At 37.0% G+C, this 15,225-nt stretch carries 12 protein-coding genes; all 12 read left to right on the top strand.

The features are described from left to right. Window positions 1-42 precede the first annotated feature (42 nt). Window positions 43-2,877, top strand: coding sequence for an excinuclease ABC subunit UvrA (gene uvrA, locus NTHER_RS10360; RefSeq protein WP_012448460.1), 2,835 nt, complete (start codon window positions 43-45; stop codon window positions 2,875-2,877). A 118-nt stretch (window positions 2,878-2,995) separates the two neighbouring features. Then, complete coding sequence (uvrC, locus tag NTHER_RS10355; protein WP_012448459.1) at window positions 2,996-5,053, top strand: excinuclease ABC subunit UvrC; 2,058 nt, start codon at window positions 2,996-2,998, stop codon at window positions 5,051-5,053. After that, window positions 5,046-5,777 (top strand): Crp/Fnr family transcriptional regulator, encoded by a 732-nt coding sequence (locus NTHER_RS10350; RefSeq protein ID WP_012448458.1) that lies wholly within the window; start codon window positions 5,046-5,048, stop codon window positions 5,775-5,777. The genes uvrC and NTHER_RS10350 overlap by 8 nt, the downstream gene beginning before the upstream one ends. A gap of 73 nt (window positions 5,778-5,850) precedes the next feature. Next, complete coding sequence (locus NTHER_RS10345) at window positions 5,851-6,639, top strand: transglycosylase domain-containing protein (RefSeq protein ID WP_158438256.1); 789 nt, start codon at window positions 5,851-5,853, stop codon at window positions 6,637-6,639. Between the two features lie 193 nt (window positions 6,640-6,832). Next, entirely contained in the window at window positions 6,833-7,669 is an 837-nt protein-coding gene (locus tag NTHER_RS10340; protein WP_012448456.1) for a Cof-type HAD-IIB family hydrolase, read from the top strand. Next, the gene (locus NTHER_RS10335) at window positions 7,656-8,666 is read left to right on the top strand and encodes an alpha-hydroxy-acid oxidizing protein (protein ID WP_012448455.1); all 1,011 of its coding nucleotides are present in this window, start codon (window positions 7,656-7,658) and stop codon (window positions 8,664-8,666) included. The genes NTHER_RS10340 and NTHER_RS10335 overlap by 14 nt, the downstream gene beginning before the upstream one ends. Before the next feature lie 152 nt (window positions 8,667-8,818). Then, on the top strand, window positions 8,819-9,250 hold the full coding sequence (locus tag NTHER_RS10330; RefSeq protein WP_012448454.1) for a PPC domain-containing DNA-binding protein: 432 nt from the start codon (window positions 8,819-8,821) through the stop codon (window positions 9,248-9,250). Between the two features lie 66 nt (window positions 9,251-9,316). After that, window positions 9,317-10,312, top strand: a complete 996-nt coding sequence (locus NTHER_RS10325; RefSeq protein WP_012448453.1) for a 2-hydroxyacid dehydrogenase — start codon at window positions 9,317-9,319, stop codon at window positions 10,310-10,312. Between the two features lie 5 nt (window positions 10,313-10,317). Next, window positions 10,318-11,034: a phosphatase gene (locus NTHER_RS10320; RefSeq protein WP_012448452.1), complete on the top strand. Its 717-nt coding sequence runs from the start codon at window positions 10,318-10,320 to the stop codon at window positions 11,032-11,034. A 210-nt stretch (window positions 11,035-11,244) separates the two neighbouring features. Next, window positions 11,245-12,606, top strand: a complete 1,362-nt coding sequence (locus NTHER_RS10315) for a magnesium chelatase ATPase subunit I (protein ID WP_012448451.1) — start codon at window positions 11,245-11,247, stop codon at window positions 12,604-12,606. Then, window positions 12,603-14,402 (top strand): vWA domain-containing protein, encoded by a 1,800-nt coding sequence (locus tag NTHER_RS15280; protein WP_012448450.1) that lies wholly within the window; start codon window positions 12,603-12,605, stop codon window positions 14,400-14,402. Before NTHER_RS10315 ends, NTHER_RS15280 begins: the two co-directional genes overlap by 4 nt. Continuing rightward, the gene (locus tag NTHER_RS10305; protein WP_012448449.1) at window positions 14,395-15,222 is read left to right on the top strand and encodes a PHP domain-containing protein; all 828 of its coding nucleotides are present in this window, start codon (window positions 14,395-14,397) and stop codon (window positions 15,220-15,222) included. Before NTHER_RS15280 ends, NTHER_RS10305 begins: the two co-directional genes overlap by 8 nt. Window positions 15,223-15,225 lie beyond the last annotated feature (3 nt).

Below are 15,225 nucleotides of genomic sequence, written 5' to 3'. Positions count from 1 at the left end.
AATTCTTTTAATTAACTATTTTTATTAGAGGAGTGTTGTCCCATGCAGGACAAATTAGTAATAAAAGGTGCACGTGAGCACAATTTAAAAAATGTAGATTTGGAAATTCCACGAAATAAATTTGTAGTTATGACAGGTTTAAGCGGTTCGGGGAAGAGTTCTTTGGCTTTTGATACTATATATGCCGAAGGTCAGCGACGATATGTGGAATCTTTAAGCGCTTACGCTCGACAGTTTTTAGGACAAATGGACAAACCGGATGTTGATTATTTAGAAGGACTTAGCCCGGCTATTTCAATAGATCAAAAAACAACCAGCCAAAACCCAAGATCGACAGTGGGAACGGTAACAGAGATTTATGATTATCTCAGATTGCTTTATGCTAGAGTAGGGCGTCCACACTGTCCTAACTGCCATAAACCAATTACCCAGCAAACTGTAGATCAGATGGTGGACCAAATCATTACTCTTCCCGAAGGGACAAAATTCCAGATATTGGCTCCTATAGTTAGAGGGAGGAAAGGTCAACACGAAAAAGTTTTGGAAGATGCTCGCAAAAGCGGATATGTTAGAGCAAGAATTGATGGAGACATTAAATTACTATCAGAAGAAATAAATCTTGAAAAAAATAAGCAGCATACAATTGAAATAGTGATTGACCGTTTAAAAATGAAATCAGGTATTCAAAATAGATTGGCCGACTCTTTAGAGAGTGCTTTAAGCATTGCCGATGGTCTTGTTAATATCCATGTTTTAGATGAAGAACGCGAACTATTATTTAGCCAAAAATATGCTTGTATTGAATGCGGTTTTAGTTTCCCAGAGTTAGCTCCTAGGATGTTCAGTTTTAACAGTCCTTACGGTGCTTGTACTCATTGTGATGGTCTTGGTGAAAAGAGAGAATTTGATATAGATTTGATAGTGCCTGATAAAAGCATGTCAATAAATGAAGGTGCAATTTTGCCTTGGAGTAAAAATAAAGATGGGTATTTCTTTAATTTGTTGACGGCCGTCTGCCAAAGTTTTGGGATTGATATGGATACTCCTTTTGAAGAGTTATCTAAAGAAGAACAGAATCTTCTCTTGTACGGTTCAGGAGACGAGAAGTTTTCATTTAGTTTTAGAACAGGTCGTGGTCGTTGGTATGAAGGAAGCAGAGTTTTTGAAGGTATTATACCGAATTTATCTCGCCATTATAAGAGTACAAATTCAGATAGATTTAGGGAAGAAATAGAATCTTATATGGCTTCGATTCCTTGTAGTCACTGTAACGGTAAAAGGTTGAGGTCCGAGAGTCTAGCCGTTAAAGTTGGAGACATGAATATTGGTCAGGTTACGGAAATGACCGTCAAAGAAGCTTTAGACTTTTTTACCAATATTGAATTAACTGATAAAGAATGGAAAATTGCCCGCCTAATTCTTAAAGAGATAAATGAACGGCTAAAATTTCTTAAAGACGTGGGGCTTGAATACTTGACCCTGGAAAGGTCTGCTGGAACTTTAAGTGGTGGGGAAGCTCAACGGATAAGATTGGCAACTCAGATTGGCTCAAGTTTAACCGGAGTTTTGTATATCCTTGATGAGCCTAGTATTGGCCTACATCAGAGGGATAATGAACGTTTGATAAGGACTTTAGAGAATCTAAGAGATATTGGAAACACTTTGATTGTAGTAGAGCATGATGAGACTACCATTAGAAGAGCAGATCATTTGGTAGATATTGGCCCTGGGGCAGGTCGTGATGGTGGACATGTAGTAGCTCAGGGAACAATAGATGATATTTGTGACCAAAAAGACTCAATCACAGGTAAATTTTTACAAGGTGAAGAAGTGATCCCGACACCACAAAAGAGAAGGAGCTCAAACGGTAAGTCAATTGATATTAAGGGAGCGGCAGCCCATAATCTGGATAATGTTGATGTAGAAATCCCCATGGGAATACTTAATTGTGTAACTGGAGTTTCCGGTTCGGGAAAAAGTACTTTGATTCATGAAGTCCTGTATAAAGGTTTGGCTGCCAAACTTCACAAAGCAAGAAAGAAACCAGGGTATTTTAAAGAAATAAAAGGAATAGAAAATCTGGACAAGGTGATAGAGATTGACCAATCTCCTATTGGCAGAACTCCTCGCTCTAATCCGGCTACTTACACAGGTGTTTTTGATCATATCAGGGAAATCTTTAGCGAAACTCCTGAAGCCCGGATGAGAGGTTATAAACCTGGTAGATTTAGTTTTAATGTGAGAGGTGGAAGATGTGAAGCTTGTAAGGGAGACGGGATTATAAAAATAGAGATGCACTTTTTACCCGATGTTTATGTTCCCTGTGAAGTCTGTCAAGGTAAAAGATATAATAGAGAGACTCTTGAGGTCAGATATAAAGGTAAGACTATTGCTGACGTTTTAGACATGGATGTCAATACAGCCCTTGAGTTCTTTGCTTCTATACCCAAGATAAGAAGAAAATTACAGACAGTTGCAGATGTGGGTTTGGGCTATATCAAACTGGGGCAACCAGCTACCACGCTTTCTGGTGGAGAAGCACAGCGTGTGAAATTGGCTTCTGAACTTAGCCGTAGAAGCAATGGACGTACCCTATACATCTTGGATGAACCAACTACAGGCCTTCATATGGCCGATGTTAAAAAATTGTTGGGAGTTTTACAAAGACTTGTGAATAATGGAGATACGGTAATTGTAATAGAGCATGATCTGGATGTGATTAAAACTGCAGATCATATTATCGATTTAGGTCCTGAAGGTGGTTCAGAAGGAGGGCGTATAATTGCCCAGGGCACCCCTGAGGAAGTTTCTCAAAATGAAAAATCCTATACCGGACAGTTTTTAGAAGAGATTCTTAAAAAGCGGGAATCGGCTTAGCCTTTGGGCAGCCTTCCCGCTTTTTTAAATACGGTTAAACCAATAACAGTGTTATGATATAATATAACTTTAAGAATATATTTTAAATCCAATATAATAGCTGTAGGGGGAAGTAACAGTGACCAGAGAAGACTTACAAGAAAAACTAGCAAATCTACCGGAAAAACCTGGCGTATACTTAATGAAAAGCAAGCAAGGTCGCGTGATATACGTGGGAAAAGCAATTAATCTAAAAAACAGAGTCCGTTCATATTTTAATTCCGGTAATAAAGCTGTCAAAGTACAGGTGATGACCCCTAAGATTTCTGATATAGAAACCATTGTTACTGATTCCGAGTTAGAAGCGCTAATATTGGAAAATAATTTAATTAAAAAGTATCGCCCTAAATATAACGTGAGCTTAAGGGATGATAAAAATTATCCTTACCTAAAAATAACTACAGAAGAAGATTACCCGCGCTTGATCATTGCCAGGCGAATGGGTAAACATGGTCGTTATTTTGGACCTTATCCCAATGCGGGAGCAGTTAGGGAGACAATAAAGCTTTTGCGCAAATTGTTTCCAGTTAGAACATGTAAAGGAGAAACTCCCAAAAATCAAGGGAAACGACCCTGTTTAAATTATTTCATTAATAGATGTTTAGCGCCATGTAATGAAAAGGTTTCCCGAGATGAGTACCGAGAAATGATTCAAGATATTATTTCTGTATTAGAAGGGAAAGAGGAAGAACTTTTGAACGAATTGGAACGCAAAATGAATCTGGCTGCAGAGGAAATGGAGTTTGAAAAAGCTGCCGAATACAGGAATCAAAAAGCTGCTCTAGAAAAGATCAGACAGAAACAAAAAATCGTTTCTGAACGAAGAGAAGATTATGATATCATCGCTTTAGGATTTGAAGAAAAGATTGATGATACTAGCGATACTGATGATAGTACTGAAGAAGCTTGTGTCCAAATTTTCTACATTAGAGGTGGAAAATTAATGGGGCGCAATAATTTTCGGGTTTCAACTGGCGCCTTAGAAGGAGCGGAAGACATGTTGACCTCTTTTATAAAACAATACTACGCCCAGGCTCTTCATGTGCCTAAACAGATTTTAGTATCTCATCCTTTGACAGAGAAAGAACTTATTGAAAGTTGGTTGGCAGAGAAGCGGGAAGGCAAAGTTGAAGTTAAGGTTCCCCAAAGAGGAGAAAAATACCAACTGATGAATATGGCTATTAAAAATGCTGAACTGGAACTAAAGCAACAGGAACTAGAAAGCGAAAAAGAACGTAAAATGACAGAGGGTGCATTAAAGGAATTGGCATTAAAACTGTCTCTTTCGGAAATTCCCTTTCGAGTGGAGGGTTATGATATTTCTCATACCCAGGGTGAAGAGACTGTAGCTTCCATGGTGGTATTCGAAGGTGGAAAATCTAAGAAAAAAGATTATCGAAAATTTCGGATTAGAACTACCGCGGGTCCAGATGACTTTAAAGCCATGGAAGAAGTATTAAGGAGACGTTTTCATCGAGCAAAAAAGGAAGAGCAAGAATATTTGATGGCTGCAGAAACCAAGCAAGACAGTGAATACGATGCTCGGGAAGGGAATAAAGACAATATTAGCCAATATAATTCAGGAACTGAATACTCTGAATACGATTTCAAATTTGCTGTACTACCTGATTTAATAGTTATTGATGGTGGCAAAGGACAATTGAGTAGTGCAGTTAAGGTCATGGAAGAGGTCGGTTATTCTCAAATACCCGTGATATCTTTGGCCAAAAGAGAAGAGGAAATATTTGTTCCTGAAAGGTCAACATCTTTAAAGTTTCCATCTAATTCCGAAGCATTGAAATTACTCCAACGGATTAGGGATGAAGCTCATAGATTTGCAGTTAGCTATCATAGGAAAAGCAGGGGAAAAGCCACTTTGACCTCGCTATTGGATGAAGTCCCTGAAATAGGTTCTAGAAGAAAGAAAGAATTATTTGAACATTATTCTTCTTTGAACGAAATAAAACAGGCCAGTATAGATGAGCTGGCAAACTTGCCTTCTATGAATAAAAAGGCAGCTAAAAATTTAGTGACCTATCTGAAAGGTGCTAATTATAATAATACAGGGTCAGAATCCAAACAAGAGATAAATTCGGATACAAAAATTGAATCTGAGGAGAGGGAGAAAGATGACTAATATAAATAAATTAACTGAAAGTCAGGATGATAATTACAGGTCTTTGATGGAAAGTTTGCGTAAACTGGAAATATTTTCGCATTTAACTGAGGATGAGCTTAATAGTATTTCCAAGCTGGCATATTTGAGGGAATTCCCCGGGGGAAGTGTTATCTTTTATCATGGTGATCCTGGTGAAGCAATGTATTATGTAAAAGATGGCAAAGTGAAAATTGTAAAAGATGACTTTGATGGTAGAGAACAAATTTTGCATATAATGAAACCTGGAGATATTTTTGCCGAAGTAGTTGTCTTTGATGATGGTCCTTATCCAGCAACGGCTGAGGTGATGGAAGATACTGTGGTCGGTGTAATTACTAAGGAAAGGTTAGAAAATCACTTGCATGAACATCCCACTATCGCTATTAAAATAATGAAATTAATGGGAAAACGTCTGAGAAAAGCGCAAAGCAAAGTGGCTGATTTGGCATTAAGGGATACTTATCAAAGAACTATCAATATTATATACAACTTAATGGAAGAAGATGATTGTGCCTTTTGTAGTGAAAAACAAGAAATTGCCATAACTGCTACTCATCAAGAATTGGCTAGTATGGCTGGGACTTCTAGAGAAACTGTCACTAGGGTACTTTCTACATTAAAAAAAGAGGGCATTATAAAAACTGATAAAGGTTATATTGCTGTTACTGATCCTGTGAAACTTAAAGATAAGGTGATTGAGTGACATGAAAAAAATATATAAAGGATTAATTGCCTTGGCGGCAGTATTTCTGTTAACTATTTTTGGGGGGGCAAGATTGCTTGAAGTTTTAATTACTTATCCAGGCTCCCCCTATTATGTGGACTTTAAAGACCCCGACCCCCTATATGAAACGGAAGCAGAAATTCATACTCTAGAAAATGGAAATTTTGTGATTGGATTAAATGAACGAAATATTGAATATCATTCTTTAGAAGAGCTACCGCCTGAGTTAATAGATGCTTTTATTGCCATTGAAGATAATCGTTTCTACAGGCATCGTGGTTATGATATTAAAGGAATTGCCCGTGCTTTTTGGGTTAACCTAACTCACAGGGAAGTACGTCAAGGAGGCAGCACTATCACTCAACAATTAGCAAGAAATTTATTTTTGGGTCATGATCAGACCCTTACTAGAAAAATATTGGAGTTTTCCTTGGCCGTTCAAATTGAGGATAGATTTACTAAAGATGAAATTATGGAGATGTATCTCAATCAAGTTTATTTTGGAAATGGTAATTGGGGGGTTGAGCAAGCTGCTCAAGATTATTTTGACAAACCTGCCACTGAACTTGATTTGACGGAATCTTCAATGATAGCTGGCTTGGTCCAAGCTCCCAGCTACTATGCCCCCGTTACTAGCTGGGAACCGGCTGCTAATCGTCAAAAGATAGTGTTAAAAAGAATGGTTGAACTAGAGTTAATCACTGAAAGGGAAGCGCGAGAGGCATTATTCAATGAAGAGATTATCATAAATTTTCCTCGGGATATATTAAATTTGGCTTTGGAAAAGTTGAATGTCGATAAATGTAGTGAGCATCAAAGACCTAACTATTATAGTGTCTAAAATTTAAAGCGCTTAAATTTTTAAAGTTTTTGTAAATTTAAGGTAAATTTAGGTCCTGGGACTGCTTCAGATTGGGACTTGAATATATCATGACAAACAAGTCAAAAAATGATAAGATGAAAGCAGTTTGATTTAAACTGAGCTAATAAATTGCTTTTTGCTTTATAGTTGGATATTTAAGGAGGCGTTAAACTTGTATCGCTTTGTTGCCATTGATATTGATGATACTTTGATTAATAATGAATTAGACATAACAGAAGCTAATAAAGAAAGCATTAAAGCTGCCATTAATCATGGAGTATTGGTTACTCTGGCTACAGGGAGAATGTTTAAATCGGCATTACCTTATGCTAAAGAACTAGGGCTAGATTTACCCTTAATAACTTATCACGGAGCTTTGATTAAGACCGCCGTTAAAGGTGAAGTTTTATATCATAAGCCTGTTCCTTTAGAAACCACCTTACAGGTAGTTCGTTTGGCTAAGGAAAAGGAGCTTCACTTAAACTTATACATTGATGATGAGTTGATTGTAGAAGAAGAAAATAAATATACTGATTATTATACAAAAATAGCAGGTGTATCTTTGAATCCGGTGGGTGACTTGGAAAATTATTTAAAACAATATCCCCACAAAATACCTACTAAATTGACTGTAGTTGCCTCTGAACAAATGGTGAAACGTTTGAATTATGAATTCAATCAGTTTTTTGGCCAAGATTTGCTAGTTACTGAATCTAAATCCGATTTCCTTGAACTAACTCATCCTGAAGCAAATAAAGGTGACGCTGTTGCAAAATTAGCTGAGATATATAATATTCCCCAGTCTAAAACTATGGCTATTGGGGATAGCCTGAATGATATTTCTATGATAAAAACAGCTGGAATGGGAGTGGCAGTTGAAAATGCCAGGTCCAAGGTGAAGGATGTTGCTGATACCATTGTCAGTGCAAATGATGAAAGCGGAGTATCTGAAGCGATTGAAAGATTTGTTCTGAGCGATTCTGGGAGGGAGATGAATGGAATTAACTAACATTAGAAAAAAAGCTAAAAATCGTCTTGCTGAATTTTGTAGCTCTTGTTGGGAATGCAATGGAGAAGTGTGTCGTGGCCAAGTGCCTGGTATGGGTGGTGTTGGTACGGGACGAAGTTTTATAAACAACTTCAGGGCTTTAAACATGTATCAACTAAATCTTCGCTCCATGCATCAAGCCATCAGCCCTGAAACAGAACTTATATTATTTGGCGAAAGGATAGCCACACCAATACTGCCAGCACCCATTGGGGGAATGAATGTAAACTTTAACAATGTTATCTCTGAAAAGGAATATGCTGACAGTGTATCATATGGTGCTAAACAGGCAGGAACAATTTCCACATGTGGTGATGGTTCCCTGGACGAAGTCTTTGAAAGTGGATTACAATCTTTTCAAAAAGCGGGAGTTCCAGGTATTGCTATGATTAAACCACGATCCGTAGAAGGGATAATTAACAGAATTAGGCAAGCGGAAGAATCAGGAGCCATTGCTGTTGGAGTAGATGTGGATGCTTGTGCATTTAATATGGCTGAAAAAGGAGCTCCAGTAGGTCCAAAATCTTTTTATCAGATGCGTAGAATTGTTCAAAGTACTTCTTTACCTTTTATTATTAAGGGAGTTATGACTGTTCAGGAAGCAGAAATGGCTGTTGAAATGGGAGCTGCTGGGATTGTTGTATCAAATCATGGTGGCAGGGCTTTGGATTATACTCCGGGCACAGCAGAAGTCTTACCTGAAATCGCCGAAAAGGTAAAAGGTGAAATAGTGATCATGGTTGATGGAGGAATTCGTAGTGGAATAGATGTCTTAAAAGTTTTAGCTCTAGGGGCTGAATTTGTACTTGTAGGTAGACCAGTGTTACATGGTGTGTTTGCAGATTATAATAATGGGGTGTCTACTGTCTTAGAACAAATGACCAGTGAATTAAGGCGTACAATGATGCTGACTGGTTGTGCTCATGTAAAAGCCATTGATGAACGAGTGATTTATTAATATAAAGGTTGTGTTAAAGTTGAATGTTGATAGTTGAACTCAATCGAAGAGTTCAACTATCAACAACGGAGTAAAACAGAGCTAATATAAAAATTTACAAGTCAGATAAAAATAATATTAATTAAGTATAAGTAAGGAGGGGTTTTATTATTATGAAAGTAAAAGAATTTAAGCAGGGCAGGACCTTTATGGGTAGGCTCCCCAAGGGTGAAGATCTATTAACTTCTATTGAAGCAATAGCCAAGGAGAAAGAGATAAAAGTTGCTAGAGTAGAATTGATAGGAGTAGTTGAAAATGCCGTTGTAGGCTTTTTTCAGCACGATAAAAAACAATATAAACCTATTAAAATTGATGAGCACATGGAAATTGTCAACGCAGTAGGTAATATTTCCCAAAAAGATGGGGAAATTAAAGCTCATATTCATATCACTCTAGGTGATCAAGATGGCAATACATACTCAGGACACCTAATGGAAGGTTCTAATATCTTTGCTGGTGAGATTGTAATGCAAGAGCTTGTTGGACCAGAATTGCATAGAAAGTACGATGAAAGCACGGGAATATCTCTCTGGGATATAAATTAACTCTTCTACGAGTAAGATTAAGATCGGCAAAAAATCCCATCTTCCTTTGTAAAGGAGGTAACTAGCTTGTTAGATCATCCCAAGGTTTATGTCACTAGTAATATTCCCGAAGCTGGTTTAACCCTGTTAAAAGAAAAATTTAAGCTTAATTTTCATCAGCCTTTAGGCCAACAAATAACTGAAGATGAATTAATTGAAGCAGCTAAGAGCCATGATGCTTTAATTACTACTTTAACTGATCCAGTTACCGAAAGAGTGGCTGCTGCTGGCCAAAATGGTGGTAAACTTAAAGTAGTAGCCAATTATGGTGCAGGTTATGATAACATTGCTGTGGATGCTTTTAGTAACGCGGATATTAGAGTCACTAATACTCCAGGAGTTCTTCACGAGACTACAGCAGATTTAACCTTTGCTTTAATAATGGGAATCGCCAGGAGAATAAATGAAGCCGAGAAATTTCTAAGATCGGGTCAATTTCAAGGCTGGAAACCAGATCTATTATTGGGTGAAGATGTTCATGATCGTACTATTGGTATAATTGGAATGGGTGAGATAGGTCAAGCCGTTGCAAAAAGGGCTCTGGGTTTTAATATGGAGGTTATTTATTATAATAGATCTTATCTTTCACAAGAACGGGAACAGGAATTACAGGCCCAATACAAGTCTTTGGAAGAACTCCTGAGTGAGAGTGATTTTGTTTCTATACATGTTCCCTTAACAAATAACACCCAACATATGATTACTGCTAAAGAATTTAGCCAGATGAAAAATTCGGCTTTTTTAATTAATACTTCAAGAGGACCTGTAATTGATGAGCAAGCTCTGGTTGATGCATTGAAAACTGGGGAAATTCAGGGAGCCGCTCTGGATGTGTTTGAAAAAGAGCCCGAGGTCCACCCTGAATTATTAGATCGACAGGATTGTTTATTAGTACCACATATTGGAAGTGCTACTCACAAATGTAGAAATAATATGTCGGAAATGGCTTGCAAAAATGTTGAAGCTGTTCTAGACGGACAGGAACCACCAACCCCCGTTGATTCGATAGAACCTTGGAGGTGAAAAACATGAAATTAGAGGCAGATCTTCATATTCATACCATAGCAAGCGGTCATGCTTACTCAACTGTTAAGGAAATAGCTGAGGCAGCAAGTAGAAAAAGCCTAAAACTGATCGCACTGACAGACCACGGACCAGCTATGCCCGGTGGACCACATCTGTATCATTTTGGAAATCTCAGGGTTCTTCCGGGGGAGCTACAAGGGGTTGAGATGCTACACGGAGTTGAAGCAAATATTATTGACCATGAAGGGAATTTAGATGTACCAGAAAGGTACTTACATCAACTTGACTGGATTGCTGCTGGTTTTCACCCTGTTTGCTATCCTGGAGGTAACTTAGAGGAAAATACGAAGGCAATGATCAGGGCCCTTGAAAATCCTTTTGTCGATGTGGTAGTGCACCCGGGAAACCCTCAGTTTAGAATAAATGAAGAAAAGATTGTTAAAGTTGCCAGAGATCTTGGAAAATTATTAGAACTCAATAACAGCAGTTTAACCATCTCCAGAGAAGGTAGCGAAGAAAACTGTGAATTAATATCATCATTAACAGCCCAATTTGGTGGCAGAGTTGTGATTAATAGTGATGCCCATTTCGCAGAAGATGTAGGTTCGACTGCCAATGCATTAAAGATGGCTATGGATGCTGGAGTGACTGAAGATCAAATTGTTAATTCTTCTGTTGCAAAAGTAAAAGAGTTTCTAGCGGAAAGAGGTCGTGAATAATGATAAGCCCTTAAGGGCTTATTTTTTTGTCATTGGCGCTCCAGTTTACTCGTTAAGATAATACAGCAGTGTCATTATCACATAGTTGGAGAAAATTGTCTGTTAGATTTAAGTTTGAGATTTCCTACAGCTGCCAACAATAATAAGTAGCAGTATATAGTCAAGTGCATTTATTAAAATAATCTTTTATTAATTCAGTGGGGTGATACCGTGAAATATGCCCAAGGTCAAGTCATACATGATGGGAATCAGGATTTGTATAAATTGCTAAAAGTTTCAACAATATCAACTTATCTAGGTATTCCACATCATATTCATGCTGAAGGGGTTAGAGGTACTGGAAAAACTACTTTATTTAGAGGGGTAGGGAAAAACCTTCCGAAAATCATTCGAATTAAAGACTGTGTATATAACTGCCATCCTTTAAAACCTCATTGTCCCCAGCACAAAGATTTGAATCGAGAAGAAGTTGCAAAACTTGAGACTGAATGGATTCAAATGCCTTTTATGGAAATTTCACATGGTGCCAAATTAGGCACTGTCTTAGGGAGTATTGATCTCAAAAAAATAACAGACCAAAATCAGCCTTTGGCAGGGATATTACCTGGTGTAATTCCGCGAGCACATAGAGGTATTATTTTTATTGATGAAATTAACCGTTTGGCTGATACTTCACCTGAGTTAACCGATGTCTTATTAGATGTGATGGGTACTAAACCAGGAAAAGTTCAAATAGAAGAAACTGGATTAACAAAAGTTGAATTACAGGTTAATTTAGGTGTTTGGGCTGCTTCTAATCCCGATGAAGACCCTGGATCATTACAAAATATCAGAAAGCAATTGTCTGATAGGTTCGATTTTTCAACGAATGTGTTCAGGCCAGCAGAACCAAAGGTTGTTCAAAAGATACTAGCTGGGCAGAGCAATCCTAAGACAGTTGAAGATGATTTAAATCGTATTTTGAAAAACTTCAGTCACTGTCGTACTAAAGAAAGTGAATCTGAAACAGAGGGACTGGTAGATTTCCCCCAAGAATTAAGTGAGTTATTAGCTAAGATTTATATTGATTACAGTATAGAAAGTATGCGTGCCATCAAAGCTATCAGATTTGGTGCTATATTTCACGCATTAATGAACAAAGAAATAAATTATGATAATAATTCAAGTCAAGCTGGTTTACTAAATACTGGTGCCTATGCCGACAGCGTAGATATAGATGATATTTTACAAATTGCAGAACACACTTTAAAGCATAGAGTTAGTGATGAAACTAAAAAAAGTATCATTCAAGAACTAGAAAACTACAAATATAGAAAAGAACAGCCCCAAGTGTCAAATAGTAATTATGATAATCATGATCAGAGCCATAGTAAGCAAGACTTTAATAAAAAATCCACTATGAGGTCACAACAATTTATTTCAAATCTTGTAAGCCGTATTAAAAGATCATTACAAAAGCCGACAAAAGAAAAAGTGAAAACTACAGGTGATAGGGGCAAAAGTTTGATGGAACTTGCCCAGGAGGATAAAGATAGTAAAGAACTAATTAAAGAAGGGAAGCGAGAAAAATGAGAGACCTTACTGAAGTCAAAGAAAAAACTGAATATGTTCTCACAAAGCAGCAAGGGCTTATCTTAGGTGATGCAACAGCCATCAGTACCAGAGTGCATGCAGTAAGCCCCAAGAAACCAGGCGCAATTGTAGCTCAAGCCCAAGATGCGGGACAAGTTTTTTATACTCGTTCTAATCCCAATGAAATTATTCATATTGATTGCTTTCATCAGGTTGGGAAGGTTGATCATAAGGAACTATCCAACTATTTATTGGCTAGGTTAGAAAATATAATTCAAGATTACTCCTTACCCCATGACTTTATGGATTTTATTGATATTCAAACAGGGACAGGAGGAGGAAGACTAACGGGTTCTTTAGAATTCGGAAAAAAGGAAACCCTGAAGATTGCTCATCAAAACCATGTTCATTTAGCTTTATATTTATTACCTCAAAATTATCAAGTTCTTGTTCCTTTAATTTGGTATTTAGAAGAGGGAATCTTGGAACAAGGAATGGAATTGCGTAAAATTTACAATATGAAAATTATGCCTTTAGCTAAAAATTCCCAAACCCAGGAAGGTGAAGATTCGTCACTTGAGGATTATACCAGCAGCACAGATAGTAAATTAAAAGAACGCTCCGATTCTAATAGGGAAGCTTCTTCACTGAGTTCAGATAAATTGAATGATGTTCAACAAATAGCAGAATCTGAAGGGAAGGCTTCCCAAGCTCAACAAACAATGGAAGAATTAGCAAAGGGAGCTTCAAAGCAGAATTTCTTAAATTCAGCTTCTAGGAGAAAATTACTTACTTATTTAAAAAAAAATCGCATAGTAAAAGAAACAAAAGACAAATTATATCTGACACCTTATGGGCAAGAACTGGCTGAGTTAATGAAAAGGCACTTGCCAGAAATTGATGCTAGACTGCGTAATATGGTTAGAACTATGCCTAAGAAGACAAATCATTCCATTAAAAAAATAATGACTCGACAAGATAGTGGACAACGAAAAAGCCCTTTTAAAGAAAGAGGTGTTAAAAAGCCAGATTTCGGTGATTATGTTGAAGAAATCGCTTTACCGGAAACTATTACAGCTGGTGCTAAAAGATTATATCGGGAAACTTATCTTCAAAATAAAGTCGAGGAGAGTAATAAGGCCGTCCTAACTGAGCAAAATAAACAGACTGAGCAAAATAAACAGGATTTTAAACAAAAATCAGGTTTAACCCTAAACCCCCAGGACATTAGGGTTAGGAATAAGAAAAAACAAACATCTATGAATGTATGTTTTTTAGTTGATGCCAGTGGTAGCATGGGCGGGCGCCGCATGCAGGAGGTTAAATTTTTTGCTGAACATGTGTTATTAAAAGGCCGAGATAAAATTGCAATTCTTACTTTTCGTGAAGACAATGTTAATGTGGAAATACCTTTTACAAGAAATTGGGATAAATTGAGATCTGGATTAAACAAAATTAAAGCCTTTGGTCTAACACCCATGTCCAAAGGAATTGAAATGGCAAGGAAATACCTAGAATCAGAAGTCGGTCAGCAAAAAAATACCTTCTTAGTCTTAATTACTGATGGATTACCAACTATTTCAGATGGTGGAGAAGATCCTTTTAAAGAAACACTGAAAGCCGCTCAAAAATTATCTCAAACTTCCATAAAATTCGTTTGCATTGGTTTAGAACCTAATGTAAAATTTCTAAAAAAATTAGCTCAAGCTTCTCAAGCTTCTCTATATATTGTTGAAGAACTGCAAAAAGAATCATTAGCACGAATTATGGATAAAGAAAAAGGAGGACATGGTTAATATTCTATCTGATTATCATATTCATACAAAATATAGTCACGGGAAAGGTACTATTAAAGAGAATGTATTAGCGGCCAGGGAAAAAGGATTAAAGGAATTAGGTATCAATGATCATGGGCCGGCCAGCCTGGGATTCGGGATTGATGGCGAGAATGATTTGTATTATATGAAAAGAGAAATTAATGGTTTGAATAAAGTTTTTAACGATATTTCCATATATCTTGGACTAGAAGCCAATGTAATAGCTGAAGATGGCACACTGGATATTAATGATAAAATGTTATCTTATCTTGATTATCTCAGCGTAGGTTTACATTTAATGATACGTCCTAAAACTATTAAAGATTTTAACGGAATAATAGTACGGAACTGGTTCAACAAGCTGAGTAGATTAGGGGGAATTTCTGATAATTGGTCTTTTTTACATAATTATCGCAAGGATATCAGAAAGAAAAATACTGACATGTTGTGTAGAGCATTGGATAATTATCCGATTTTTATGATTACTCATCCAGGAATTCATTTAGATATAGATACAGACATTTTAGCCAAGTATTGTGGTGAAAAGGGTGTTTATCTGGAAATTAACTGTGCTCATTTAGATAAAATAAAGAGTTATGTATGGGAAGCTTCTAAAGCCTCGCCACATGTAAAATTTATATTAAATAGTGATGCTCATGTACCAAATAGAGTGGGAGAATTGACGGCTGGAGCTAATTTATGTCAGGAATTGGGGCTTGGGAAAGAACGGGTTGTTAATATTTCATCCGAGCAGGATAAAAACCTTGTGATGAAGAATTATGTATCAAGGAAGGAGTAAAAT

The organism is Natranaerobius thermophilus JW/NM-WN-LF, assembly GCF_000020005.1.
In the GTDB taxonomy this organism is placed as follows: domain Bacteria; phylum Bacillota; class Natranaerobiia; order Natranaerobiales; family Natranaerobiaceae; genus Natranaerobius; species Natranaerobius thermophilus.
The sequence above is the reverse complement of the archived record's forward strand: the minus strand, read 5'-3'. Positions and strand labels throughout refer to the sequence as shown.